We start from the raw sequence: 25,649 nt of genomic DNA, 5'->3' as shown, positions 1-25,649 counted from the left end.
GCCGCGCCCCACCTAACATATCCGAGACCGGAGACGGCCGGTGTTGCCGCCAAGCGGGACCAGAGCCGTTTTGCCAAGAACAAGGAATGAGCATGCAAGATCCCCTCAATTCATCCTACCCCGTGCTTCCGCTGCGCGACATTGTGGTGTTCCCCCACATGATCGTGCCCCTGTTTGTCGGTCGCGACAAATCGGTGCGGGCGCTGGAAGAGGTGATGTCGGACGACAAGCAAATCCTGCTTGCCTCTCAGATCGACCCTTCGGTCGATGATCCGACCAGCGACGGCATTTATGAAACTGGCGTGTTGGCCAATGTGCTGCAACTGCTGAAACTGCCCGACGGCACCGTTAAGGTGCTGGTCGAAGGTCAGGCGCGGGTGCAGATCACCGAATATCTGGACAACGACAGCTTCTTTGAGGCGCGGGCCGTTTATCTGAACGAAATGCCCGGCGATACCTCGGCGATTGAGGCGTTGATCCGCACCGTCGCCGAAGAGTTTGAGCGTTACGCCAAGATCAAGAAAAACATCCCCGAAGAAGCGCTGAGCGCGGTGTCTGAGACCACGGAACCGGCCAAGCTGGCCGATCTTGTGGCCGGTCATCTGGGCGTGGACGTGGCCCAGAAACAAGAGCTGCTGGAAACGCTGTCGGTCAGCGAACGGCTTGAGATGGTTTACGGCTTGATGCAGGGCGAAATGTCGGTGCTTCAGGTTGAGAAAAAGATCAAGACGCGCGTCAAAACCCAGATGGAGCGGACTCAGCGCGAGTACTATCTGAATGAGCAAATGAAGGCCATTCAGAAGGAATTGGGCGACGGCGAAGACGGTGCCAATGAAATCGCTGAACTGGAAGACAAGGTCGCCAAGACCAAGCTTTCGAAGGAAGCCCGCGAAAAGGCCGACGCTGAGATCAAAAAGCTCAAGAACATGAGCCCGATGTCCGCCGAAGCCACGGTTGTGCGCAACTATCTGGATTGGATGCTGTCCATTCCGTGGGGCGTGCGGTCGCGCGTGAAAAAGGATCTGGGCCGCGCCGAGGAAATTCTCGATGCCGATCACTATGGCCTTGAGAAGGTCAAGGAACGCATCGTCGAATATCTGGCCGTTCAACAGCGCAGCAAAAAGCTGAAAGGCCCGATCATGTGCCTTGTCGGCCCTCCGGGTGTGGGTAAAACCTCGCTTGGGAAATCGGTTGCCAAGGCCACGGGCCGTGAATTCATCCGTATCAGCCTTGGCGGCGTGCGCGATGAATCCGAAATCCGCGGCCACCGCCGGACCTATATCGGCTCAATGCCCGGTAAGATCATTCAGGCGCTGAAAAAGGCCAAAACCACGAACCCGCTGATCTTGCTCGATGAAATCGACAAGATGGGGCAGGATTTCCGTGGCGATCCGGCCTCGGCCATGCTTGAGGTGCTGGACCCGGAACAGAACTCGACCTTCGTGGACCACTATCTTGAGGTGGAATACGATCTGTCCGATGTGATGTTCCTGACCACCTCGAACAGCTACAACATGCCGGGCCCGCTTCTGGACCGGATGGAGATCATCCCGCTGTCCGGTTACACCGAGGAAGAAAAGCTGGAAATCGCCAAGGTTCACCTGCTGCCCAAGCAGATCAAGAACCACGGTCTGAAGAAAGGCGAATTCTCGGTCTCGGACGCGGCTATGACCGATGTCATCCGCTATTACACACGCGAAGCCGGTGTGCGGAACCTTGAGCGTGAAATGGCGAAACTGGCGCGTAAGGCCGTGACCAGCATCGTCAAAGGCACCGACAAGACCGTGACGGTGACGCCGGAGAACCTGCACGATTTCCTTGGTGTGAAAAAATTCCGCTACGGTCTGGCCGAGGATGAGCATCAGGTCGGTGTTGTCACCGGTCTGGCCTATACCTCGGTGGGCGGCGATCTGCTGCACATCGAAGCGCTGAAACTGCCGGGCAAGGGCCGCATGAAAACGACCGGGAAACTGGGCGAGGTCATGAAGGAATCGATCGAGGCGGCGTCCAGCTATGTCCGCTCGGTCAGCCCGCAGCTTGGGGTGAAGCCGCCGAAGTTCGAAAAGATGGACATCCACGTCCACGTTCCCGATGGCGCAACGCCCAAAGATGGCCCCTCGGCCGGTCTGGCGATGGTGACGGCGATCGTGTCGGTCCTGACGGGCATTCCGGTGCGCAAGGACATCGCCATGACCGGCGAAGTCACCCTGCGCGGCAATGCCACTGCCATTGGCGGGCTAAAGGAAAAGCTGCTGGCGGCACTGCGCGGCGGGATCAAGACCGTTCTCATCCCGCAAGAGAACGAAAAGGATCTGGCCGAATTGCCGGACAATGTGAAACAGGGCTTGGAAATCATCCCGGTTGAGCATGTCTCGGAAGTGTTGAAACTGGCGCTGATCCGCGAACCCGAAGCGGTTGAGTGGGACGAGGAGGCCGAAGAGGCCGCCGCAGCCGCGCTGAAATCGGGCGACAAGTCGGAAAGCGCCGTCGCGCATTAAGCGCTCGGTCTGATCAATAAGAAACGCCCCGATGAAGATCGGGGCGTTTTTCTATCTGCGGTCGTGGCTCTTAGTCGAGTGCGGCGGCCAGAATGACCAGCGTCACCAACGCGACGGTCAATCCGCCGCTGCTGCTGGTTGCTGCGGTTTCCGCTTCAATCACCACCGGGTCCATCACCGGCGCTTCCATGTTGCCCGCAAAGGCCGGCGACGATGCCACGAGCATCGCGGCAAAGATTGCTTTTTTCATCACTGTATCCCTTTTTTTGTCTCGACTGCTCGGTGCCGAAAATCAGCATTGAACTTGCCCGAATCGAACATTTCGATCAACCCCATGCGGCGGAACAGGAAATTGAACTGTGCTCAAATTGGCGCAATGCCGCATTGCCGCATATTTTCGGTGTTTTTTGCGGCAGCGCCCCTCTTGCACCTGTGTGGCGAGGCGGGTAAGACCCATCCGACCGGGTGATTAGCTCAGTGGTAGAGCGCTTCGTTCACATCGAAGATGTCGGGGGTTCAAATCCCTCATCACCCACCATTCCTACATTTATCCCCTGAAAAGTGTCGATTGCGCGACGCGCTCCCGTTATTTGGCTTGCAAGCATTACTTCTGTGGCACACGGTAAAATCTGAAGCGTGCTTGAGGTATCAGTGCCATGGTCAAACCGCGCAAGGCCGTCCCCTCTGATCTAAGCGTCGGCGCAATGGCCGAACGGGCAGGGGTGCCCGTGTCGACATTGCATTACTACGAAGCCGAAGGTTTGATTAAAAGCTGGCGGACTCCGACCAATCATCGCCGATACAACCGGTCCGAACTGCGCCGGGTTGCCGTGATCCGCGTGGCCCAGGCCTTGGGCATTCCGCTGTCCGAGGTGGGCGATATTCTGTCGGACATCCCGCATGACAAGATCGTCTCAGCCGAGGATTGGGGGCGGGCGTCGCGCCGCTGGAAATCGTCGCTCAATGAACGGATTGTTCAACTCCAGCGCCTTCGGGACGAACTGGATAGCTGTATCGGCTGCGGCTGCCTGTCTCTGGACCGCTGCCCGCTCTACAACCCGGCGGACCGCCGCGGCAAAGAGGGACCGGGCCCGCGCAACTGGCTTTCCGAAGAAGAATGAGAAAAGTGCAAACTCCCTCTTGAACCCCGCCGAGCCTTTGGCTAAACGATGCCTCACCGGGTGATTAGCTCAGTTGGTAGAGCGCTTCGTTTACACCGAAGATGTCGGGAGTTCGAGTCTCTCATCACCCACCATTCTATCCCGTTGATTTGAAAAAGATACTTGGTTATCAAGGGTCTGCTCCGTGCTGTCTGTTACCACAGGACGCTTTCGTGGCGCATGGTTTTGCCTAGAGGTATCCATGGGCTCACGCCCGTTTCTGTCCCTGTCCATCCAGCCAATCCCTTACATCGTTGATTCTGTTCCGGGCGACAGGGACTTTGCTGTTGTCGCTTAGCTCCAGGACATAGCGTTGCCCGTCGCGGGTCAGGCGGGGGGCGGCGCTGCGGGATACCCACCAGGAACGGTGGGGCTGAAACCCGTCTTCGGCGCGGGTTTGGGCCACCAGATCCCCAAGGCGGGCGCGGTGGGTGATTGTGCGCCCGTCCAGCCGGATGTTGACCAGATGTTCTTTGGCCTCGATGTAAAGAACGCGGGTTGTCTCGACCTCTTCTCCGGCGACCATGATGCTGGAGCTGGGCAGCGAGGCATCGGCGGGGGCCGTGCGAAGGGCGCTGAGCGGGAAGACGAAATTCAGAAAGATCGTTTCAAAGGCCTGGGCGACGACGAAATACATCAGGAAGTGCGGCAGGAAGGTTGCCTCATACCGGCTCGAAGACATTGTCTCGGCCAGCCATTCACATAGAGCCACGGCTGGGCTTAGTGCTAAGGCCCCCAGCACCAAGGTGGGAATGGTTATGGTGGCCAATCTGCGCTGGACGGCGGCCGCCAGGATCAGCATCAGGCTGTAGAGCCCGAGATACAGGGCAAGCCCGAACGGCCAAATCACAAACCCCCAAACCGGCGCGACATGTGGCCGGAAATCCGACAGGTCCGACACATAGAGGACCAGCGCGGCCAAACCGAAGAATACGATTGAATGGCGATCAACGAACAGGCGGATTGTATTGCGGACCGGATTTTCCATCACGCCGCCAAGGATGTCCGTGATCCGTAGGCGATGATTCAATAGCGTCTTTAAACTTCGCAAATGCACGGGTCATCCTCCTGTGGGTGGCGGGCGACTGTATCGCAAATCGAAACAATATTTGCCTGAACATAGGATAATGCGTGTATTCTTGCAAAGAAATCTTGTGCAGACTCAGCCTTTTACGACCCGGCGGAAGGATCGGCTTTGCCAAAGGGGCCAGCCCATGATTTGCGACACAGTCCCAAGTTGATATCCGCGCTCATGCAACCCGTCGAGCGTGCCGGGCATGGCGTTCACCGTGCCGGTATGGATGTCGTGGCTGAGGATAATGGCACCGGGCCGCGAGCCGCCAAGGATGCGCTTGGCGACGGTGGAGGCGCCCGGTTTGCGCCAGTCCTGGGGATCAACGGACCATAGCACCGTGGGCAGGTTGCGCTTTTGGTACAGCATTTGGCGTTGTTTGTTGGTGAAGGCGCCATAGGGCGGGCGGAAAGTGACGGGCGGGCGGCCTGTGACCTTATATATGGCATCTGTGGTGCGGTCGATTTCGCTTAGGACCGCGTCATTGCCCAGTTTGCTCAGAAAAGGGTGAGACCAGCTGTGATTGCCGATTTCATGCCCTTCGTCGGCGATGCGTTTGACGATATCGGGCCATTTCACCACGCGATTGCCGATCAGGTAAAAGGTGGCCCGCAGGCCGCGGGCCTTGAGCATATCGAGCAGAAGGGGGGTCAGGCGCGGGTGGGGTCCGTCGTCGAAGGTCATGGCCACAACAGGCGACACGGTGCGCACGGCCATGATCGTTGCCGCCTCATTCTGAACGATGTCGCTTGGTAGGGCGATCATCGGCGCGGCCTGGGGCAGGGTTGGGCACAAGGCCATAGCACCGCAGGCAGCCAAAAAGGCGCGGCGATCGGGGCGTTTCATGTTTGGTCTTCCTAGGCAGTCTGAGCAGATGCCCCTAGCAACCCGTACAAGGGGCTGACAAACAACATAAAAATGGGCCTGATATATAAGAGTCTTGGGCGGCGTTGCGGTCGGGTCACGGCAAGGGCCGAAAAAAATATAAAATTCGAAAAACTTGGCTCAAAAGCGCTTGACGAGGCCGATGGTGCGCCATAGAACGCAGCACACGCTTGAGAGATCAGGCAAAAGCGCGGTTGTAGCTCAGATGGTTAGAGTACCGGCCTGTCACGCCGGGGGTCGCGGGTTCGAGCCCCGTCAACCGCGCCACTTCATCAAAAGCCCTGCCAATTTGGCGGGGCTTTTTGACGTTTGGGCCCCTGAAACCTGCCAGTTGAAAAAACCGCAAGCGCTTGCACTTTTTTTGGTTGACGCCCCTCGGGCAGGGGGGTATCCGAACCCCCACGCGGTTGTAGCTCAGATGGTTAGAGTACCGGCCTGTCACGCCGGGGGTCGCGGGTTCGAGCCCCGTCAACCGCGCCACTTCTTCCTTACATTTGAATTGGTTGTGCCGCGTTCCTGATGTCGTGTCAGGGGCGCTTTGACCCATTTGGGCACAGCTTTTGCGCATGAAAAAAGGCGCTCTGAAGCGCCTTGTTTTCGTATCGCAGGGTGGGCAGTATCAGCTGCCCCAGGTGCGCACTGGGCCGCAGTCCACATGCACAAAATCCGACTTGGAATACCGACCTACGCCGCCTGCATGGCAGGCTGTCGCTGCACGTGCCATTTGACCGACTGAGCGGGACGAAAGGCGCAGGTCCGCAGCCTGACCCTTCATATGAAGGGAATTCTTGGCAACGCCAGAGGAGCGCGAGCGAAGCATGGCGTTGGTTTTCGGGCTGCGATAGCCTGACAGAAGCATGTAGGGTTCGTTTACATCCAACAGGTTATGCGCGGCTGCCATGATGTCCAGCGTGCGCAGGTCGATGTATTTGACATCGTTCGTGCGCCAGTCACGCATAAAATGGTGGATTTCTGCGACGGCGTCTTTGATGTATTCGCCTTCGATCCAGTAAATCATGTCGATCCGTTCACCGGTTCGACCCGAATACATCTTCACCCGTCGGATATCACCGCCGCCCCGTAGGAAGCCGGCCGCATTCGAATAGGTCGGTGCGGCTGTTACCAGAGTTGCGGCAAACGCGCCAAGAAGGCCACGCCGCGTTAAGCTGCTAGGTTTCGTCATTGTCAGAGCGCCTGTCCCGTCGCTGCATCAATACTAGTCGTGCTTGTGCACGTTTCTTGCCATCTCATCCCCAGATGCAGGGGTTTTATGGCACGAATCGAATTAGCAGGTAACCCGCTTTTTCGATACCATCCTAAGGATCAAGGGGAATCGGCAAATTTTTGCTGAATCTTTGGAACTTGTGTCGTGGATGCGCGTTAAGCGATGCACGGCTGCATCATTCGATCTGCATTGGCGCACTCCTGATGCATTTGTGATTAGACTTCTGATATGACACCCGGAAGCTGTCGATATGACAACCTGCGACACAGGGGGCCCTATGAAAATCGCTTTGAAAATCAGGCATTGCACTTTTGGACTTTTGACCGCGACGGCGCTTGCCGCCTTCGTTCCGGGCGCCCCTGTGCAGGCCCAAGTCACCGCGTTCAAGCAGGCTGTTGCCGAAACAGCAGCCCGTCATGATGGGGTGGCGGATTTCTACCGAGAGCGTGTGTTCGAACCGATCTGGACCGGCGATGACGATGCCAGCCGCGCCCGCCGCGCTGCTTTTTTGCGTGCCATGACCACATCGCACCTGCACGGGTTGCCTGAACGCCGCTTCGACCCCAAGGCGATTCTGGCCATGATGCAGGGGCAAAAGTCGTCGCGCGATCTGGGCAAACTTGAGGTCGAACTCAGCATCGCCTTCGCCGATTTCGCCAGCGCGCTGCAGACCGGCATTCTGGAACCCAAGCGCATCGACGACGGATTGGTGCGCAAGGTGCCGCGTCGGTCCCCGGCGGAACATCTGCGCGGCTTGACCACCCAAGATCCCGATGTCTTCTTCCGCAGCCTCGTGCCGCCGTCGCCGGAATATTCGCGTCTGATGAAGGCCAAATTCCGAATGGAGCGTCAGCTGTCCACCGGCGGGTGGGGGGCAACGGTGCCTGCCAGCTCGCTCAAGCCCGGAAATTCGGGCAAGGCCGTGGTTGCCCTGCGCGACCGTCTGGTGCGCATGGGCTATATGGGGCGCAGCGCCTCGGCGGAATATGACGGCACGCTTCAGGCCGCCGTGCGCCAGTTCCAAGAAGATCACGGGCTAGAGGCCGATGGCGTCGCCGGCGCCTCGACCATCAAAGAGGTGAACATCGGCGTTGAAGAACGGCTAGAGCAGATCATGGTCGCGATGGAGCGTGAACGCTGGCTGAACTTCCCCGAAGGTCTGGGCAAGCGTCACGTCAAGGTCAACCTGACCGACTTCAAGGCATGGATCATCGACGACGATAAGGTCACCTTTGAAACCCGCGCCGTCGTGGGCATGAATCAATCAGACCGCCGCACCCCCGAATTCTCAGACGAGATGGAGCGGATGGTCATTAACCCCAGCTGGTATGTGCCGCGTTCGATCATTGTGAACGAATATCTGCCCGCGTTGCGGTCCAACCCGAATTCAGTGGGGCATCTGGAAATCACCGATGCCCGTGGCCGGGTGGTCAATCGCGGCAACGGGTTCTCGCAATATAGTGCGCAGTCCTTCCCCTTTGCGATGCGTCAGCCGCCGGGGCCGAAGAACGCGCTTGGGCTGGTGAAGTTCCTTTTCCCCAACAAGTACAACATCTACCTGCATGACACCCCGGCCAAGAGCCTGTTTAGCCGCGAAGTGCGCGCCTATAGCCATGGCTGCATTCGTCTGCACAAGCCGCAGGAATTCGCCCATGCGATCCTTGCGCCACAGGTGTCCAACCCCAAGGAATACTTCGAACGTATTCTGCGCACCGGTGCCGAAACCCCGGTTGAGCTGGACCAGCATGTCCCCGTCCACCTTATGTACCGCACGGCCTACACGGATGTGAAAGGCGTCATGCAATACCGCAACGATGTCTACGGTCGTGACGCGAAGATCTGGCGTGCATTGTCGGCTGAGGGGGTGACAGTCGGCGCGGTTCAAGGCTAAACCGTCCCGGCAAAAGCCGGGGATCGACATGAGCCATAGTTTGAAACAGATCGCAGAGGCGCTGGGGCTGAAAGCCGTCGGCGCCTTTGACATTGTGATCGATAGCGTTGCCGAACCCGCGCAGGCAGGGCCGAACCAATTGGCCTTGGCGATGAAGCCGGAATTTGCGGCGATGATCCCGCAAGGCATGGCGCAGGCTGCGCTTTTGGCTGAAGGCGCCGATTGGCAGGCGCTGGGTCTGAAGGGGGCGATTCTGTCCACTCGGCCGCGTTATGCCATGGCGGGCCTGTCGGGAATGGTTGATCCGGGGCAGGGCTATTCGGGTGGCATTCACCCCAGCGCGATCATTGATCCGACGGCGGAACTGGGTGAAGGCGTATCGGTCGGCCCGTTCACGGTGATTGGCGCGGGCGCACGCATCGGTGCGGGATCGGTCATCGGTCCGCAGTGTTTCATTGGCTGGGATGCCCAGATCGGCGCGCATGCACAGTTGCATACAGGTGTGCGCATCATGGCGCGGGTCGAAATCGGCGACCGGTTCATTGCCCATTCCGGCGCGGTGATCGGTGCGGACGGGTTTTCCTTTGTCACGCCTGAACCCTCGGGTGTTGAGAAAGCCCGCGATAGCCTTGGCGATCAGGGCGAGGTTGCGGCGCAATCCTGGGCGCGGATTCATTCGCTTGGCGCGGTGCGCATCGGCCATGATGTTGAGATTGGCGCCAATTCCTGCATTGACCGCGGCACCGTGCGCAGCACGCGCATTGGCGATGGCTGCAAATTCGACAATCAGGTCCAGATCGGCCACAACGTGGTGATCGGCGATCACTGCCTGATCTGTGCACAGGTCGGCGTGGCCGGGTCCACCGTCATCGGCAACCATGTGGTGCTTGGCGGGCAGACCGGTGTTTCGGACAATCTGACCATTGGGGACAATGTGATCACCGGCGGCGGCACCAAGATCTTGGCCAAAGTGCCCGCCGGGCGGGTGATGCTGGGCTATCCGGCGACCAAGATGGACGCCCAGATCGAGACCTATAAATCCCTGCGCAGATTGCCGCGTCTGTTCCGAGACGTCGCGCAATTGCAGAAATCTGTTTCCAAGCTGGTCGGGAATGACTAAATCACCCCACAACGCAGAACCAAAGGATACGCGGCCAATGGACATCAAGGACAAGGTGATCGAAATCATCGCCGAACAAGCGGTGCTTGAGCCTTCGGATGTGACGATGGACAGCACGCTGGAGGATCTTGGGATCGACAGCCTCGGACTGGTGGAAAGCATCTTCGCCATCGAAGAGGCCTTCGACATTTCGGTTCCCTTCAATGCGAATGATCCACAGGAAAGCGACTTCGATATCTCGTCGGTGGCTTCCATCGTGGCAGGCATCGAAAAACTGGTGCAAGAGCAGAAATCGTGAAGCGGGTCGTCATAACCGGCGCAGGCACGATCAATTCGCTTGGTCAAAACGTGCCGGACACGCTGGAAGCGATGCGCGAAGGCCGTTGCGGCATTTCCGAGCTGGAGTTCCGCGACGTCGACCGTTTGGCGATCAAGATCGGTGGCCAGGTCAAAGGCTATGATCCCGAGGCGGTTTTCAATCGTCAGCAGCTTGTTCTGTACGATCGGTTCACCCAGTTCACCCTTTTGGCCGCGCGTGAGGCGATGGCGCAGTCCGGCATAGTGTTCGCTGGCGATCTGGCGGTGAAATCGGGTGTGGTTCTGGGCAATTCCGGCGGCGGTTTGACCACGCAGGACGAAAATTACCGCGCCGTCTATGAAGAGGGGAAGAACCGCGTTCACCCCTTCGTAGTGCCGAAGCTGATGAACAACGCGGCCGCCAGCCACCTGAGTATGGAATTCAACGTCAAAGGCCCAAGCTTTACGGTTGCGACGGCTTGCGCCAGTTCGAACCATGCAATGGGGCAGGCGTTCCACATGGTGCGGTCGGGCATGTGCACGGCGATGATCACAGGCGGGTCCGAATCCATGCTGTGCTTTGGCGGCGTGAAGGCTTGGGAAGGCCTGCGTGTGATGTCCAAAGATGCCTGCCGACCGTTCAGCGCCACCCGCAACGGGATGGTGCAGGGCGAGGGAGCCGGGATCTTTATCTTTGAAGAATATGAACACGCCAAGGCGCGCGGGGCCGAAATTCTGGCGGAAGTCATCGGGTTCGCCATGAGCTCGGACGCGTCTGACATTGTGATGCCGTCGAAGCAGGGCGCGGCACGGGCGATTGCCGGCGCTTTGAAGGATGCAGGCGTAAAACCGTCCGAGGTGGGCTATATCAACGCCCATGGCACCGGCACGGCGGCGAATGACAAGACCGAATGCGCGGCGGTTGCCGATGTGTTTGGGCGTCATGCGGATAAGTTGATGATCTCATCGACCAAATCCATGCATGGCCATTTGATTGGCGGCACTGGCGCAGTCGAGCTTTTGGCCTGTGTCATGGCACTACGCGATGGGGTGATTGCCCCGACGATCAACTATGAAGAACCGGACCCGGAATGTGCGCTGGATGTCGTGCCCAATGAGGCGCGAGAGGCGAATGTGGATGTGGTTCTGTCGAACGCCTTTGCCTTTGGCGGATTGAACGCGGTTCTGGCGCTGCGCAAACTGTGATCCAACGGTGTGCGGCCTGAGGGCCGCACGCATGATAAGCTTGGCCTTCGGCCAAGCGGGCTGGGGCGCTGCCCCGGCTGCTGCGCAGCCTCCCCGGGATATTTCAGGTCAGAAAATGCGAAAAATGGGCGCGGACAGGCCGCGCCCCAGGAAGAGGTCTGGAAAAGCCAGGGATTTAGCCTTGCCAGAACTTACGGCGCGCCTCCGTCAGGGCGGCGTGCCGATCCAAGCCAACATCCTTCAGCAGGTGCGGGTCGAGATTGACCAAGTGCTTTCGGGTGCGGTGGCGCGTGCTCCATTTCGACAGGACCACCGCCGCGCGCAGCGCTACCGTCGACATCGGCGGCAGGGTGTCCTGCGCGGCGAGATAAGCGAGCAAGGGGGCGTGTTGAACCTGTGTCATGGGACTCTCCTAATGTATTGACACAATTTGAAATCGTTGTTACATATTTTGGTACATTATGGCATGTGATGCGTCCAGCGAAAGATTGTTATGGATACAATTATATCTTGTTATGAATCGCAAACCTCCGGGCCGAAATATAAGGCCTTGGCACTGGCCATCCGGCAAGCGGTTGAACAAGGGGACCTGTTGCCGAATGCGAAATTGCCGCCGGTGCGCGATCTGGCATGGGCGCTGAAGATTACACCGGGAACGGTGGCGCGGGCCTATTCGATTTTGACGCAAGAGGGGCTTTTGCAAGCTGCCGTCGGGCGCGGGACTTTTGTCGCTGAGCTGGCGGCCTCCCATTGCAGTCGCAGCTTGCCCAATGATGGTGGGGCGCTGACGTGGAAGTCGTCTCAGGATTCTGAAATTGTTGACTTAAATAGCCCTAGACTGCCGGACCGTGGGCAGGTGTCTCTGATCCGGCAGGCTTTTGAAGTGGTTGGACGGGACCATGATACCGACTTTATGAACTATCCAACGCGCAACGGGTTTCGACCGGCGCGTCAGGCGATTTTGAAATGGCTGCAAGACACGCCCATTGGTCACACCGAGGATGAAGATCTGGTGCTGTGCCATGGGGCGCAAAACGGCAATTCGATTGTCATGCAAACGGTGTTGCAAGGGGCGCGCCCGGTGGTTGCGGTTGAGGAACTGAGCTATCCGGGGTTTCGTCGCGCGGCGGAGCTTGTGCGGGCCAGGGTTGTGGCGGTGCCGATGGATGCGCATGGTATTGTACCAGAGGCGCTTGAGAGAATCGTGCGGGATCTTGGGGTGCAGTTGCTTTGTACCTCTGCCGAGGTACACAATCCGACGGGATTGTTCACACCGATTGAGCGGCGCGAGGAGATTGCGCAGGTGGCCCTGCGCACAGGGCTGCATATTCTTGAGGACGATTGTTACCGTTTGGGCAAATCGCAGGCGCCGCATTACCGCGCTTTGTTGCCGGAACAGGGGTGGTATGTGTCTTCGATCTCAAAATCCCTGACGCCAGCCTTGCGGGTTGGGTTTGCGATTGCACCGCGGCCTTTGCGCAGCCAGTTGCGCCGTTCTGTGGAACATGGGTTCTTTGGTTTGGCGCGGCCTTTGGCGGATGTGGTGGAGCATTTGTTGAATGATCCTCGGACTGAGCTTGCCTCAGAAGCGATCTGCGAAGAGGTGAACCGCTACATCCGGGCCGCAGTGAACATCCTTGGCGGGTTTGACTTGGCGTGGCGCGATGGGATGCCGCTTTTGTGGTTGCAACTGCCGGAAGGCTGGCGCGCGGCGGCGTTTGTGCAGGCGGCGGACGGGCAGGGGGTGAGCGTTCGGTCGGCGGATGACTTTGCCTTGCGGGATGGGCACCCACCACATGCGGTGCGATTGGGAATCAACGCGCAGGTGTCCTTGGCCAGTTTTGAGGCGGCATTGGGCCGGTTGCGGGTGCTTTTGGACAATCCGCCTGAGAGAATTGCTGTGTGACCGTGGGGTATTTTAATACCTAAATTTTAAACTGTTGAAATTGCTTGTGTAATTTGAATTTAGGGCGCTTGACTGGCGCATTTAGGCGTTTATAACCCGCCCATCGGATTACGGGGGCTGACAGGCCCTCTGAAACACTGAACAGGGTAACCCCACAATGAAAACCTTCTCTGCAACACCTGCAGACATCGAGAAGAAGTGGATCATCATCGACGCCGAGGGCGTGGTGCTGGGCCGTCTTGCCTCGATCGTTGCGATGCGCCTTCGTGGCAAGCACAAACCGTCGTTCACCCCGCACATGGATTGCGGTGATAACGTGATCGTTATCAATGCTGATAAAATTCAGCTGACCGGCAACAAGCGTCAGGAAAACTTCTACTGGCACACCGGTCATCCGGGCGGCATCAAGTCGCGCACCAAAGAGCAGATTCTGGAAGGCGCCTATCCTGAGCGCGTCGTTCAGAAGGCCGTTCAGCGCATGCTGCCGGGCAACCGCCTGTCGCGCCAGCTGATGACCAACCTGCGCGTTTACGCCGGCGCCGAGCATCCGCATGAGGCTCAGCAGCCCGAAGCGCTCGACGTCAAGTCGATGAACAAGAAAAACACCCGGGTGTAATAAGTCATGGCTGATCAGATCAATTCCCTTGAAGAGCTGAGCGCCGTTGCCGGTGTGGAAGCAGTCGTCGAAGTCGAAACCCCGCGTGAGCCGGTTCGTGATGAACTGGGTCGTTCCTACGCAACCGGCAAGCGTAAAGACGCTGTCGCACGCGTTTGGATCAAGCCGGGTTCGGGCAAAGTCACCGTGAATGGCAAAGAACTGAACGCGTATTTCGCGCGTCCGGTTCTGCAGATGATCCTGCGCCAGCCGTTCCAGGTTGCCGGTGTCGAAGACCAGTTTGACGTATACGCCACCGTAAAAGGCGGCGGTCTGTCCGGTCAGGCCGGTGCCGTGAAGCACGGTATCTCGAAGGCGCTGCAGCTGTACGATCCGTCGCTGCGTGGCGCGTTGAAAGCCGCTGGCTTCCTGACCCGCGACAGCCGCGTTGTGGAACGTAAGAAATTCGGTAAGCGCAAAGCCCGCCGTTCGTTCCAGTTCTCGAAGCGCTAAGTTTCGAACGCAGGATTTTGGAAAGGCCGCCCCTTGGGGCGGCCTTTTCGTTTTTGGAAGTCTGTGTTTCCAGGGTGTGGTTTTGCCGAGTGTGTTGAATTGCGCGGATATTGGGGGGCTATGAGGCGCAGGAAGGGGAGGGGCTTTGCCCCTCTTGGCGCGGCGCGCCAATTCACCCCAGGATATTTGGGGTCAGAAAATACGGTAAAGAGGCGCTATTGATCCGGGTGGATCAGCCCCAATCCCCGCAGATAGATGCCGATGCCGCTTTCCAGCAGGTCTTCGGGGGCGAAGGGGCTTTGGGTGCCGGGGCTGTTGCGGGCGAAAAGTTCCACCACGCCGTGGCTCATGGCCCAGATATGGGCCGAGAACATGCTGGCGGGGGGACGTTTTTCGGGGGGAATGTGTTGGCTGAGATCGCCTGCGGCCTTTTCCAGAACATTGCGGGCGCGTTGGGCAACGGCGGCCAGATCGGGGTTGCGATTGACCGAGATGCCGCTTTCGAACATTGCGATGTAATGGCCGGGGTATTTCTTGGCAAAGGCCAGATAGGCGCGGCCCGTCGCCTCAAACGCGGCAAGGGCCGAGGGCTGGCCCTTGTCATAGGCGTATTGCACCACATCGGCGAAAATCTCATAGCCTTGGCGGGCGGCCTCGGCGATCAGGTCCTCGCGCCCGGCGAAATGGCGATAGACTGCGGCGGGTGTGACGCCCGCCTGTTTGGCCGCCTCGGAGAGGGTGAAGCCGGTCGGGCCCTTTTCGCGGATCAGCTCAAGCGCTGCATCCACGAGGGCCTGTTTGAGATTGCCGTGATGGTAGCCGCGTTTACGCATCCCAGATGTCCGGTCCACCACAGATTTGCGGGTCGCACGGGCCGATCTGCTTTTCGTCCTTGCGGTCATAGGGCAGCGCCTGCAGCACCCGGCGAATGGCGGTCAGGCGGGCGCGGCGTTTGTCGTCGGAGCGGATGATTGTCCAAGGGGCGGTGGCAGAATGGCTGCGGGCAAAGGTTTCCTGAATGGCCGCTGAATAGGCGTCCCATTTCTTCAGGCCTTCGACATCGATCCAGCTAAGTTTCCACTGTTTGAGCAGGTCTTCTTCGCGTTGGAGGAAGCGGCGCAGCTGTTCAGCGCGTCCGACGTTCAGCCAGATCTTGAACAGGTGGATGCCTTCATCGACCAGCATCTTTTCGAAATCCGGCACTTGGGTGAAGAAATGGTCGCGCTGGTTGTCGGTGCAGAAGCCGAACACCTTTTCGACCACGCCGCGATTGTACCAGCTGCGATCGTAGAACACGATTTCCCCGCCCGAGGGAAGATGGTCGATGTAGCGTTGGAAATACCACTGGCTGGCCTCGGTCTCGGTTGGTTTGGACAGGGCCACGACGCGGGCGCCGCGCGGGTTCAGGTTTTCGCGAAAGCGTTTGATCGTGCCGCCTTTGCCTGCGGCGTCGCGCCCTTCAAAGACGATGGCCACGCGTGCGCCGGTTTCCTTGACCCAGGCCTGCATCTTGACCAGTTCGATCTGCAGCTGTGCCAGTTCCTTTTCGTAGGCCTTGCGGGGCATGCGTTCGATATAGGGGTAGTCGGGGTTCAGAATGTCGCCCTTCTCGGCGCGGCGGATGGCGTTGCGCACATCATCCGGCGCGTCGTTCTTGAAGAAGGCGCTAATGGCACCGTCGAAGGGTAGGTCGGTCATTTTATTCTCTCTATCTGCTCTGCCGTTCAATATGGGATGTAAATCGGCTTAACGCAAACCCGCGCGCGATGCGGCGCGGTCAATTGCTTGAATGACCTGAGGTTCGGCAACGTGTTGGGGCATATGGCCAATGCCGGGCAGGGTGGTCAGGTTTGCGCCTTCGATCTGCTGGGACAGAGGGACGGAATGGATGTGCAGGCCGACAGTGGTATCGGCATCGCCATGCAGGATTTCGACCGGGACATCGATTTCGCCATAACGGTCGTGCAGGGCCTCAATCTCGGACAGCAGGTTGGCGCGTTGCGCGGCATTGGCCCGCAAGGACACGCGGCGCAGGGTCAGGCCAGTGCCGATATAGGCGCCGTAGCCTGCCGGGGCGGTTTGCGGGGCAAAGATGTCCTGTAGCGCGGTGTCAACCACGCTGTCGGGCACCCAAGCGGTGAGGACCGGAACCGCCAGGCGCGCGCCCAGCCAGCTTGAGGTGATCTTGTAATAGGTGGACAGGCCCGTTTCCCAGGGTTTGGCAGCAGGGGCCAGCAGGACGAGCGCGGACAGGTTGTCGGTCTGAGTTACGCCCCATGCCAGCGCCACCGCGCCGCCGTAGGACTGGCCCACGACCAACGGGCGGGTCAGGCCAAGCTGGGCGCTGGCCTGCGCCAGAACGGCAGCTTGATCGGTGATCGTCGCGCCTGTGGTGTTGATCCGATCACTATAGCCAAGGCCGGGGCGGTCAAACACCGTCACGCGATAGTGATCGGCCAGCTTGCCCGCCAGCGAAAAGGTCATGTCCCGCACATTGCCCGAGGCCCCGTGGATCAGCACGACATCGGGGCCATTGCCCATTTGGACGAAATGAACCCGGTGCCCATCGACGGTTAGAAAATCGCCGATTGGGGGATAGGCCGCCTCAGACCGCGCTTCATTCCGCGCAGCTTTCCAAAGGGTTACGCCCCAAAAAGCGATCAGGACGATCGCCAAAGCCACCAGATATCGCAATGCCATTACCCCCTGCGCTTACTTGCGCAGGTCGGTGCTCGCTTGGCCGATCTGCGCCATGTCATATGGAGTTGTAAGATAGATCTCAGACACCCAATTTCCATAGAGCAGATGAGCGTGGCTGCGCCAGCGGTTCTGCGGCTTGCGGGTTGGATCATTGCCGGGGAAGTAGTTCACCGGCATCTGAATTTCCGCGCCTTCGATCTGGTTGCTTTTCAGGTCGCGCTGATATTCTTCGTTCAGCGTGCCGCTGTCATATTCCAGGTGGTTGAACACATAGAGCGCCCGGTGTGCCGGGTCTTCGACCAATGCCGGGCCGACCTCATCCGAGTTGAGCAGGATGGGTAGGCCCGCCGTTTCAATTTCATCGCGGCGCATTTCGGTCCAGCGGCTGACGGGCATCACCAGATCATCGGAAAAACCGCGCAGATAGGGGCTTTGCTGTGCCAGATTGGCGTGACGGTAACAGCCGAACAGCTTTTCGTTCAGGATGTGTTTCTTGACGCCGTGGAAGTAGTTGATCATCGCCATGCCGCCCCAGCAGACGCCGAAGGTCGAATGCACATGGGTCTGCGTCCAGTCAAAGACGCGGGTCAGTTCTTCCCAATAGGTCACCTCTTCGAAGGGCAAATGTTCGATGGGCGCGCCGGTGATGATCAGCCCGTCGAATTTTTCACCCGAGGCCTGAACGTCCGAGAAGGGACGGTAGAACGCTTCGAGGTGGTCGGCGGCGGTGTTGCGCGCCTCGTGATCGGTCATGCGGATCAGCGAAAATTCGATCTGAAGCGGGGTTGCACCGATCAGACGGGCGAACTGGTTCTCCGTCTGGATCTTCTTCGGCATCAGATTGAGCAAGCCAATCTTTATTGGACGGATATCCTGCTTGGATGCCGTTTCCTCGGGCATGACCATCACGCCTTCGTGCGAGAGCACGGAATAGGCGGGCAGGTCCTGAGGAAGTTTGATCGGCATTGGATTTGGTCCTTAGTGCAGAATGGCCCGGCGTCGGGCGGTTTTAGAGATATCGTCGGACTGGGCGCGATGCAGCGGCGCGACCCGGTCAATGAACAGAATTCCGTTGGTCAGGTCGATCGCTTGCTGCAAGCAGACGGCCAAAGGCCCGCCTGCAAGAATCGTACCGGTTTCACCTTCCAGCGTTTCAAAGGCCACTTCAATCAGCGCATAGCGCGGCACCGGGATGAAATAGCCCGGCATGGACAGGCAGCTTTCATGCTGGGTGGCGCGTTCTTCGGATCGGGTGGTGATGCGCGGATTGACCAGCGCCACGCGCTGCCGTTCGCCCGTATGGTCCACCGCGTCGGCCACAACCATGCGCACCGGCGCACCGATTTGCACCGCCGCCAGCGCCGCCCCGCCTTCGTGGTCAAGCACTTCCAGCAGCGTGTCTGCCAGTTCCGCAATACGACCGTCGAACTCGGACACATCGTCCGAGACCGTCTCAAGCATCGGGTGATCTAGCGGCAGCAGCAGGCTATCTTCCATTGGTCTTCCTCGGTCAGTCTGCCGGAGTTAGGCGGTTTTGACTGAGTCCTCAAGCCCGCGTGCAATCACATCGACAAAATCAGCCTCGGTGCGCACGGCGTAGATATCGCTGGCCTCAACCGTGATGCCCCAATTGCGGGCCATCGCCTCGTACCGGGGCTGGCGATGGGCCAGCGCGGCGGCATAGGTCCAGCGGATAAAGGCGTTGGGATCCACGGCCTCGGGGGCGATGGCTTTTTCGTCAAGGTAGTCCTGCCAGGCCTGCTGCAAAAACTCGGGCTGATAGGCCATCGGTTTCGGCGCGCGGTCAAAGCGGCGGATCAGTTCGGCGGTATGTTCCTCGGTGCCGCGAATCCACACCATCAACGCGTTCGATGACAGGGCGTTCAGGATCTTGTCACGGCTGTCGGCAGGGTCGACCCATTCGCAGATTGACCCGCCGGTATCACAGATGAAGTTGCTGTAATCATAAACTTTTTCGGCGCGCTGAATGAAATGTCCCGTGTCCAGCAAGGCGCTTTCTTCGGCCGCTTTGAACTGGGCCTGACGGCGGGTGTATTCGTCATAGCTCAGCCCGCCTTTGCTGGCGTCACCGGGCTTGCCCAGATAGGTGGAAACAGCGGTCAGATCATGGGTGTGCACGTTGGGCGAAATATAGATCGCGTCCTTGTCCAGCATTTCGCGCAGGTAGGGGTTCTGCCGCGCCTCACGGATGCAGGAATCGACGATATGTTCGCCCATGTATCGCGTGCCGATCCGGTAATCGATCGAGTAGTGGAACCAGCTTCCGGCCCGGCGCAGAATGTCCGACACATGGGTTTTGCCCAGCCCGGACATTGCAAACAGGACAACGCGCTTATGCGGCGCATCGCGCCACTCGGCGGCGGAAGAATAGATCATGGTTCAAGTCCCCAAGTCGTGTTGCCGCGTGTGGTACGCGGGAATCCGTCGACTCGTCAAACCTTTGTCTTGCCCAGCTTCAGGATTCGCCCATCCAGCACCGCCAAGCCCAGCGTCAGGATCACAAAGCCAGCATAAGCGCTGTGCGGCAGGGTCTCGCCGCGCACCAAAGCGCCCAGAGTGATGGCCACCGGAGGAATCAGCAGCGTGACCAGCATCAGGTTGCCGCTGCCCGCCATGGCCAGAACCCGGAAGTACAGAAGATAGGCCAGTGCGGTCGCGACCAACGCGTAATAGACGATGGCGGCCCATGTGGCGGCGGAATAGGCGAAGGTTGGCAGCCCCTCGACCCAAAGCGCGATGGGCAGCAGGATCGCCGTGCTGGCGGTCAACATGCCAGCGGCGGCCACCAGCGGCGATACGCCCGCCAGCCGCTTGCGCCCCCAGATGCCCGCCACCGCATAAGACAGGGTGCCCGCCAAAACCGCCAATTGCGCCAGTGAGGTCAGGTCGAAGTCATGCAGCGCATCTGGCCCGATGGCCCAAGCCACGCCGCCAAATCCGACCAAGACGCCAATTGCTTTCCGAAGGGTCAGCCGCTCGTCCGCGAAGGCGATGGCGCCAAGAACCACGCCAAACAGCGCCGTGGTCGCGTTGAAGATCGATGTAAGGCCCGATGGGATGTGCAACTGCGCCCAAGCCATCAGGCAGAAAGGGGCGATGTTATTGAAGATGCCCATGCCTGCTGCGCCGATGACAAAACCCTTGCCCCGCGGCACGGGTTCACGCTTGAACCAGACAATACCCCAAAGCGCCGCTGCGCCAATGGTCACGCGGAACAGGACCGCCGTCAGTGGGCCGATTTCGTCGAGTGCCACGCGAACGGCCAAAAAGACGCCGCCCCAGAAAAAGGCGAGCAAAGCCAGATCGGCCCAGGCTCGGGGGGAAAGGGTTTTCTGTGTCATGGTTGATTGGTAACGCGCCGGGCGGGGTCTGCCGACCCGCTTCTTGCGCCTTCGGTAAAGGGCCAACGAAAATGCGCCGCTGTTCCCAGCGGCGCATCAAGCTGTTTTCTACGGGTGCACTCAGAACCCGAAGGTGACAGACAGGCCAAAGCCCGTTGCGCTGTTGCCTTTGAACTGGGTGCCGGTCCCATCAACCGCGTCGCCCAGTTGTGCATATTCCAGACCACCACGGATTTTCATGTTGTCCTTGGTGTACTGCATGCCGATGCCGATGCTCTGACGGCCATCGGTCGGGGCAAGGCGCGATGCAATGCCGCCGTTTTTCTTTTCGTAGGTGACCTGCGCAAAGCCGGACAGTTGTTCGTTGAACTGACGGCCAACGCCAAGGCGATAGGTCGTCGTGTCATTGTCAAAGCCGGTGATCGCTTCGTTTGCGACGCTGTTATACGCAGGCGGGCGCACTTCCCACTTCGACCATTCGGTCCACTTGATCTGACCAAAGACCAGCGTGCCAGCCGCAACGCCGGTCTGGAAGTCCAGTGCGACGGATTGGGGCATTTCGACCTTTGTTTTGCCAGTGGCGTTCACACCCAGACCTGTCACCGTTTCGGTGGTGGTGAAGTTGTGGGTCATCGCCGATTCCCACGTCAGCCCGACTCGCATCGCGATTTCCGGGATTTCGTAGGCCGCGCCCAGCACATAGCCCCACTGGCCATCCTGTTCGCCCTTCGCGTCATAGCGCAGGGTGCCTGCCGGGGCTGCCAGACCGGGGTGGGCCGGGCTGATCCCCGCCAACTTGCCGCGGATCATCTGGTCCGGGATCGATATATTGGCCGAGCTGCGCACATAGCGTGCACCGCCATAGACCGAGATTCGATCTGCCAGCTTGTACTTGGCCAGCGCCGCGATTTGCGAGCTTTCCCAAGTGGCGGCAAGGCCCTTGTAGAAGCCACTGGTATAAGCCGCGTCAGCGCCATAAGGCTGGTTGACGTAGAGGCCGATGGCCAGCTTGTCGTTGATATCGTTCTTATAACCGAACCCGAGATTGGTGTAGCTATTCGCCATGTTTCCGGTTGTGGCCGATCCGCCAAGCGCGGTCAGACCAGCGCTATAGCTTCCAGATACCGTCGGTTTCACATGCGAAAACGTCAGCTCGATTTGGTCGCCGGGCGTAAACAGCAGCCCGTAGTTGTTGTTGGCGCGTTCAATGCCACCGGCGGCCACTGACGTGGCCCCCAGAACGGCAAAAGACGCCGCTGCCAGAGCGATTTTCATGAGACCCTCATCCCTTATTATTCTCCTCCAAGTCTAACGGTAGAAGCAGAATTAAAATGAGGTCAATTTTGACCGAACGTAACTTTACGCAGGTGTCCGTAACGTCAACTTAAGCGCCGGCCTCTCGTCTTAAGCGTGTTTCGCGCAGAATGTTGAAGTAGTTCGCGCCAAAGATAATCAGCGCGCCTATCAAGACGTATATGTCGATGCCTTCATCATAAAGAACCATCCCGACAATCGCGATAATCGGCAAGCGGGCGAAATCCACCGGCACAATAACCGCCGCCGGGGCCAGCCCCAGCGCGGTGGTCAGACAGAAATGCGCGGTCAGCCCGGCCAGCGAAATAACGATGATCCACGGGATGTTCTGAGCGGTCGGCAGCGCGATATCCCCGTCGAAGCCAGCGCAGACAAGGCCAAACACCGATTGCATCGCGGTCAGGAAAAACAGGATGCTGACGGTGTGCTCGGTCCGGGTCAGGCGGCGGGTGAACACAGCCGATCCGGCAAAGCCGATGGCGGCGCAGGCCGCTGTGATCATGCCAAAGCTAAAGGTCGACGGATCGGGCCGCGTCACGATCAGGATACCGATAAACCCAATCAGCGCCGCAACTGCGCGGCTACGTGTCAGCGCCTCGCCCAAGACAAACGGGGCCATGACCATCACCCAAAGCGGCATGGTGAATTCCAGCGCAAAGACCTGCGCCAAGGGCAAGACGGTGATCGAATAGAACCACAGGTTTTGCCCGGTGAAATGGCTGATGTTGCGGATCGTGTGCAGGCCCATCTTATTGGGGCGAATGTGGTGGAAGGTGCCGGTGGCCTTGGCCAAGGCAAAGACAATCGTCACGCCGATAAAGCTGCGATACATCATGATCTCGAACGTATCGAGATTATAGCTGACTGCCCGCCCGGCAATCGCCATGGAGGTAAAGCTGAGGACGGCGCCGATCATCCACAGACAGGCTTTGAGAGTATCGTTCATTCCGAAACCACCGAATAGTCGCGCGGGAAATCTTGGGTGACCGCAAACCAAGCGCTGGCGCGGGTGCGGCTTTGGTGGGCATCAAAAGCGGCCTGATCGGTGAACAGCTCCTCGACCGTGAACACCCCCGGCGCGGTTTCCGTCACATCAAAGCGGATGCAGCCCGGCTCGGCCCGCGTCAGGCGGATATGATCAGGCAATGCCGCGCGCACAGCAGGGGCGCTCTCAGGCGGGCAAGTCATCGCCCCGCGCAAACGGATCTTTGGTGCTGTCATCGGTCTTCCTCCGGCGGCGACAGTGGACCGGAAGGCAGGGCAGGGGCAAGCCCAGAAAAACCGGTTTCAATTATGAAATTAAAGCAAGAATAACAGTCAAAAATTGTTCATCCAAAGAACAACCCTTACCCAATCGGGTTGAAGGTAAAGGTAAACTGGTAGCGATGTAAGGTTAATTTATCAACGACACGAGCCCCCGATATCACCTTTTCGTCGAAATCAGGCGCGACAATGATGCCTCTGACATTATCCGCCTCAAGTGCAATGTCTCCCATGTAGGCCAAAGTCTGTCCGATGACATCGCGTCGCGCTTTGACTGCTTTAAGCTCGATGACGACAACATAACCATTTTTGTCGCGCGCAAGTATGTCTATGAAACCGGACGGCACCGACTTTTCGGCACCGCCATCAATGATAGTCAGTCCGTCCTCCAATTGATTCAAATTTGCCCTAAGGGCCGCTTGCAAGTCTTTTTCCAGAGAAAAAGCTCGAGCGTCTCCGATATCGTCGGCATCCCGAGCGCCGACTGTTGCGGTGGCTGCTGGCCTAGCGGCCTCGCTTTCGACATCTTGTCGAAAACGCGCATACTTCATAACCGCACTTTTATACGAGGCAAGGTTGTTTCGAATATCGCCCTCGATACGTAGTTTCGAGGGGTTCGCTCTGCCTTCTCTGGCGTCCGAGACTGAGTAAGTTAAATCGTCGATGAGGCTAACCAGTTCATCTTCATCGTACAAAGTATCGAGATCGCCGTATTCTCGTTCGACACGCCTGAGCTCACTTAGTTTCGTTTGAAACGTAGAATCGCTGGGTACGGCTTGTCGTAGCCAATCGGGATAATCACAATGCATTGAAGGTCTCGGAGTTGAATTTCCACTTTAAGTAGAAGGTAGTCCGAATTCCGCGAAAAGAAAACGCCCTCGGAAATTGCGAGGGCGTTTTGATCAAATCACTCCAACTCGATCGTGCCCGGCGGCTTCGAGGTGCAATCGTAGAACACGCGGTTCACGCCCTTGACCTCGTTGATGATCCGGGTCGAGGTCTCGCCAAGGAACTCATGGGTGAACGGGTAGTAGTCGGCGGTCATCCCGTCGACCGAGGTCACGGCCCGCAGCGCCAGCGCATAGTCATAGGTGCGCCCGTCGCCCATCACGCCCACGGTGCGCATCGGCAGAATGGCGGCGAAGGCCTGCCAGATCTCATCGTAAAGGCCATGCTTGCGGATCTGGTCGATATAGATCGCATCGGCCTTGCGCAGGATTTCCAGCTTCTCGCGGGTGATCTCGCCGGGGCAGCGAATGGCCAGACCCGGACCGGGGAAGGGGTGGCGGCCAATGAACGACGCCGGCAGGCCCAGCTCATGACCCAGCGCGCGGACCTCGTCCTTGAACAGCTCGCGCAGCGGCTCGACCAGCTTCAGGCCCATCTTCTCCGGCAAACCGCCCACGTTGTGGTGCGATTTGATCGTCACCGACGGCCCGCCCGAGAAGGACACCGATTCAATCACATCAGGATAAAGCGTGCCTTGCGCCAGGAACTCGGCGCCTTCGATCTGGTCGGCGTATTTCTGGAAGACGTCGATGAACAACTTGCCAATGGTCTTGCGCTTGACCTCAGGGTCAGAAACCCCCTCAAGCGCGCCAAGGAACAGATCGCTTTCATCGGCGTGGATCAGGTTCAGGTTATAGTTCTCGCGGAACATCTTCACGACCTGTTCGGCCTCATTGAGGCGCAGCAAGCCATGATCGACGAACACACAAGTCAGCTGATCGCCGATGGCCTCATGCAGCAGAATCCCGGTGACAGAGGAATCCACGCCGCCAGACAGCGCGCAGATCACCTGCTTGTCGCCGACCTGTTCGCGGATCTTGGCGATCATCTCTTCGCGGTAAGCGGCCATCGTCCAATCGCCCGAGAATCCGGCCATGCGCACGAAATTTTCATACAGCGTCGCGCCATTGGGTGTGTGATGCACTTCGGGGTGGAACTGCACAGCATAGAACCGGCGCTCCGCATCGGCGGTGATCGCAAAGGGCGCACCCTTCGAGGTGCCATAGACCTCAAAGCCGGGCGCAATCTCGCTCACGTGGTCGCCATGGCTCATCCAAACTTGCTCGCGGCCCGTGGCGTCCATGAACCAGCCGTTCAGCAGATCAAGCTTGGCATCGGTCGCCGTCACATAGGCGCGGCCAAATTCGGCGGTGTGGCTTTCGCCCGCTTCTACCTTGCCGCCCAGATCATGCATCATGACCTGCTGGCCATAGCAGATGCCAAGGATCGGCACGCCCAGATCATAGACCGATTTCGGCGGTCGAGGGCTGCCGTCGCGCATGACCGAATCCGGCCCGCCGGAAAAGATCACGGCCTTGGGGGCAAACTCGGCCAGAAACGCGTCGGTCACGTTCTGGTAGGGGTGGATTTCACAATAGACATTCAGCTCGCGCAGGCGGCGCGCAATCAACTGCGTCACCTGGCTGCCGAAGTCGATAATGAGGAGGCGGTCATGCGATGTCTGGGTCATGCTTCCCCCTAATTCGGCACGGGCAAACTGGCAAGGCCTCAGATGAATTGGACACGCCTTTGCGCATTTTCTGACCCTAAATATTCCTCGGGGGTGAATGGCCCGGCACGGGCCAGAGGGGGCAGACAGCCCCCTCAACCCGATCAAATGCAAAACTGGCCTA

Annotated in this window: 26 protein-coding genes and 4 tRNA genes; 13 read left to right on the top strand and 17 right to left on the bottom strand. The window is 58.8% G+C overall.

Going from position 1 to position 25,649, the window contains the following annotated elements:
• The first annotated feature begins 92 nt into the window (after positions 1–92).
• Positions 93–2,498 (top strand): endopeptidase La, encoded by a 2,406-nt coding sequence (gene lon, locus PRI8871_RS11245; protein ID WP_108886319.1) that lies wholly within the window; start codon positions 93–95, stop codon positions 2,496–2,498.
• A 70-nt stretch (positions 2,499–2,568) separates the two neighbouring features.
• Here lon and PRI8871_RS11240 read toward each other — a convergent pair whose 3' ends face one another.
• On the bottom strand, positions 2,569–2,748 hold the full coding sequence (locus tag PRI8871_RS11240) for a hypothetical protein (RefSeq protein WP_108886318.1): 180 nt from the start codon (positions 2,746–2,748) through the stop codon (positions 2,569–2,571).
• 213 nt (positions 2,749–2,961) lie between these two features.
• On the opposite strand from PRI8871_RS11240, the gene PRI8871_RS11235 reads away from it, so the two are divergent.
• The 3 genes from PRI8871_RS11235 to PRI8871_RS11225 all read left to right on the top strand — a co-directional run bounded on the left by PRI8871_RS11235 (position 2,962) and on the right by PRI8871_RS11225 (position 3,753).
• Positions 2,962–3,036: transfer RNA gene (locus PRI8871_RS11235), tRNA-Val, on the top strand.
• Positions 3,037–3,154: 118 nt separating this feature from the next.
• A complete protein-coding gene (gene soxR, locus PRI8871_RS11230) occupies positions 3,155–3,619 on the top strand; it encodes a redox-sensitive transcriptional activator SoxR (RefSeq protein ID WP_245897839.1) in 465 nt (154 codons plus the stop codon).
• Between the two features lie 58 nt (positions 3,620–3,677).
• Positions 3,678–3,753: transfer RNA gene (locus PRI8871_RS11225), tRNA-Val, on the top strand.
• Positions 3,754–3,866: 113 nt separating this feature from the next.
• Here the strand turns inward: PRI8871_RS11225 and PRI8871_RS11220 are convergent.
• Together PRI8871_RS11220 and PRI8871_RS11215 are read right to left on the bottom strand one after the other, a co-directional pair.
• The gene (locus PRI8871_RS11220) at positions 3,867–4,688 is read right to left on the bottom strand and encodes a LytTR family DNA-binding domain-containing protein (protein ID WP_108886317.1); all 822 of its coding nucleotides are present in this window, start codon (positions 4,686–4,688) and stop codon (positions 3,867–3,869) included.
• A 132-nt stretch (positions 4,689–4,820) separates the two neighbouring features.
• A complete protein-coding gene (locus PRI8871_RS11215; RefSeq protein WP_108886316.1) occupies positions 4,821–5,576 on the bottom strand; it encodes a polysaccharide deacetylase family protein in 756 nt (251 codons plus the stop codon).
• 229 nt (positions 5,577–5,805) lie between these two features.
• Here PRI8871_RS11215 and PRI8871_RS11210 point away from each other — a divergent pair.
• Positions 5,806–5,882 (top strand) — tRNA-Asp (locus PRI8871_RS11210).
• Positions 5,883–6,018: 136 nt separating this feature from the next.
• Positions 6,019–6,095: transfer RNA gene (locus tag PRI8871_RS11205), tRNA-Asp, on the top strand.
• Positions 6,096–6,234: 139 nt separating this feature from the next.
• On the opposite strand, the gene mepK is transcribed toward PRI8871_RS11205, so the two are convergent.
• Positions 6,235–6,798 carry a peptidoglycan L,D-endopeptidase MepK gene (gene mepK, locus PRI8871_RS11200; protein WP_370742009.1) on the bottom strand — a complete coding sequence of 188 codons (564 nt, stop codon included), beginning with the start codon at positions 6,796–6,798 and terminating at the stop codon, positions 6,235–6,237.
• Positions 6,799–7,117: 319 nt separating this feature from the next.
• On the opposite strand from mepK, the gene PRI8871_RS11195 reads away from it, so the two are divergent.
• The 4 genes from PRI8871_RS11195 to PRI8871_RS11180 are packed head-to-tail and all read left to right on the top strand — an operon-like array spanning position 7,118 to position 11,354.
• Entirely contained in the window at positions 7,118–8,731 is a 1,614-nt protein-coding gene (locus PRI8871_RS11195; RefSeq protein ID WP_108886314.1) for a L,D-transpeptidase family protein, read from the top strand.
• 28 nt (positions 8,732–8,759) lie between these two features.
• Positions 8,760–9,851: a UDP-3-O-(3-hydroxymyristoyl)glucosamine N-acyltransferase gene (gene lpxD / locus PRI8871_RS11190; RefSeq protein WP_108886313.1), complete on the top strand. Its 1,092-nt coding sequence runs from the start codon at positions 8,760–8,762 to the stop codon at positions 9,849–9,851.
• Positions 9,852–9,888: 37 nt separating this feature from the next.
• Positions 9,889–10,149 (top strand): acyl carrier protein, encoded by a 261-nt coding sequence (locus PRI8871_RS11185; RefSeq protein WP_108886312.1) that lies wholly within the window; start codon positions 9,889–9,891, stop codon positions 10,147–10,149.
• Positions 10,146–11,354 carry a beta-ketoacyl-[acyl-carrier-protein] synthase family protein gene (locus PRI8871_RS11180; protein ID WP_108886311.1) on the top strand — a complete coding sequence of 403 codons (1,209 nt, stop codon included), beginning with the start codon at positions 10,146–10,148 and terminating at the stop codon, positions 11,352–11,354. The genes PRI8871_RS11185 and PRI8871_RS11180 overlap by 4 nt, the downstream gene beginning before the upstream one ends.
• 175 nt (positions 11,355–11,529) lie before the next feature.
• Here PRI8871_RS11180 and PRI8871_RS11175 read toward each other — a convergent pair whose 3' ends face one another.
• Positions 11,530–11,757 (bottom strand): DUF1127 domain-containing protein, encoded by a 228-nt coding sequence (locus PRI8871_RS11175; RefSeq protein ID WP_108886310.1) that lies wholly within the window; start codon positions 11,755–11,757, stop codon positions 11,530–11,532.
• A gap of 147 nt (positions 11,758–11,904) precedes the next feature.
• Between PRI8871_RS11175 and PRI8871_RS11170 the strand changes: the two genes are divergently transcribed.
• From PRI8871_RS11170 to rpsI, 3 genes are all read left to right on the top strand, one after another.
• The gene (locus PRI8871_RS11170; RefSeq protein ID WP_306418451.1) at positions 11,905–13,260 is read left to right on the top strand and encodes an aminotransferase-like domain-containing protein; all 1,356 of its coding nucleotides are present in this window, start codon (positions 11,905–11,907) and stop codon (positions 13,258–13,260) included.
• A gap of 157 nt (positions 13,261–13,417) precedes the next feature.
• Positions 13,418–13,876, top strand: coding sequence for a 50S ribosomal protein L13 (gene rplM / locus PRI8871_RS11165; RefSeq protein WP_108886308.1), 459 nt, complete (start codon positions 13,418–13,420; stop codon positions 13,874–13,876).
• 6 nt (positions 13,877–13,882) lie between these two features.
• Entirely contained in the window at positions 13,883–14,368 is a 486-nt protein-coding gene (rpsI, locus tag PRI8871_RS11160; RefSeq protein WP_108886307.1) for a 30S ribosomal protein S9, read from the top strand.
• A 215-nt stretch (positions 14,369–14,583) separates the two neighbouring features.
• Here rpsI and PRI8871_RS11155 read toward each other — a convergent pair whose 3' ends face one another.
• From PRI8871_RS11155 to guaA, 12 genes are all read right to left on the bottom strand, one after another.
• Positions 14,584–15,201, bottom strand: a complete 618-nt coding sequence (locus tag PRI8871_RS11155; protein ID WP_108886306.1) for a TetR/AcrR family transcriptional regulator — start codon at positions 15,199–15,201, stop codon at positions 14,584–14,586.
• On the bottom strand, positions 15,194–16,066 hold the full coding sequence (gene ppk2 / locus PRI8871_RS11150; protein WP_108886305.1) for a polyphosphate kinase 2: 873 nt from the start codon (positions 16,064–16,066) through the stop codon (positions 15,194–15,196). Before ppk2 ends, PRI8871_RS11155 begins: the two co-directional genes overlap by 8 nt.
• A 48-nt stretch (positions 16,067–16,114) precedes the next feature.
• Positions 16,115–17,068, bottom strand: a complete 954-nt coding sequence (locus tag PRI8871_RS11145) for an alpha/beta fold hydrolase (protein ID WP_108886304.1) — start codon at positions 17,066–17,068, stop codon at positions 16,115–16,117.
• A gap of 12 nt (positions 17,069–17,080) precedes the next feature.
• Positions 17,081–18,034, bottom strand: coding sequence for a homoserine O-succinyltransferase (locus PRI8871_RS11140; protein WP_108886303.1), 954 nt, complete (start codon positions 18,032–18,034; stop codon positions 17,081–17,083).
• A 12-nt stretch (positions 18,035–18,046) separates the two neighbouring features.
• Positions 18,047–18,565, bottom strand: coding sequence for a peptide deformylase (gene def / locus PRI8871_RS11135; RefSeq protein WP_108886302.1), 519 nt, complete (start codon positions 18,563–18,565; stop codon positions 18,047–18,049).
• A gap of 27 nt (positions 18,566–18,592) precedes the next feature.
• The gene (locus PRI8871_RS11130) at positions 18,593–19,465 is read right to left on the bottom strand and encodes an ATPase (RefSeq protein WP_108886301.1); all 873 of its coding nucleotides are present in this window, start codon (positions 19,463–19,465) and stop codon (positions 18,593–18,595) included.
• A gap of 56 nt (positions 19,466–19,521) precedes the next feature.
• A complete protein-coding gene (locus PRI8871_RS11125) occupies positions 19,522–20,430 on the bottom strand; it encodes a DMT family transporter (RefSeq protein ID WP_108886300.1) in 909 nt (302 codons plus the stop codon).
• 120 nt (positions 20,431–20,550) lie between these two features.
• Positions 20,551–21,705, bottom strand: a complete 1,155-nt coding sequence (locus PRI8871_RS11120) for an OmpP1/FadL family transporter (RefSeq protein ID WP_108886299.1) — start codon at positions 21,703–21,705, stop codon at positions 20,551–20,553.
• A gap of 109 nt (positions 21,706–21,814) precedes the next feature.
• The gene (locus tag PRI8871_RS11115; protein WP_108886298.1) at positions 21,815–22,690 is read right to left on the bottom strand and encodes a DMT family transporter; all 876 of its coding nucleotides are present in this window, start codon (positions 22,688–22,690) and stop codon (positions 21,815–21,817) included.
• Positions 22,687–22,965, bottom strand: a complete 279-nt coding sequence (locus tag PRI8871_RS11110; protein ID WP_108886297.1) for a putative quinol monooxygenase — start codon at positions 22,963–22,965, stop codon at positions 22,687–22,689. Before PRI8871_RS11110 ends, PRI8871_RS11115 begins: the two co-directional genes overlap by 4 nt.
• 125 nt (positions 22,966–23,090) lie before the next feature.
• Complete coding sequence (locus PRI8871_RS11105; protein ID WP_108886296.1) at positions 23,091–23,816, bottom strand: endonuclease NucS domain-containing protein; 726 nt, start codon at positions 23,814–23,816, stop codon at positions 23,091–23,093.
• Positions 23,817–23,914: 98 nt separating this feature from the next.
• Positions 23,915–25,486, bottom strand: a complete 1,572-nt coding sequence (gene guaA / locus PRI8871_RS11100; RefSeq protein ID WP_108886295.1) for a glutamine-hydrolyzing GMP synthase — start codon at positions 25,484–25,486, stop codon at positions 23,915–23,917.
• Positions 25,487–25,649: the final 163 nt, after the last annotated feature.

This window comes from Pseudoprimorskyibacter insulae (assembly GCF_900302505.1).
In the GTDB taxonomy this organism is placed as follows: Bacteria; Pseudomonadota; Alphaproteobacteria; order Rhodobacterales; family Rhodobacteraceae; genus Pseudoprimorskyibacter; species Pseudoprimorskyibacter insulae.
The sequence above is the reverse complement of the archived record's forward strand: the minus strand, read 5'-3'. Positions and strand labels throughout refer to the sequence as shown.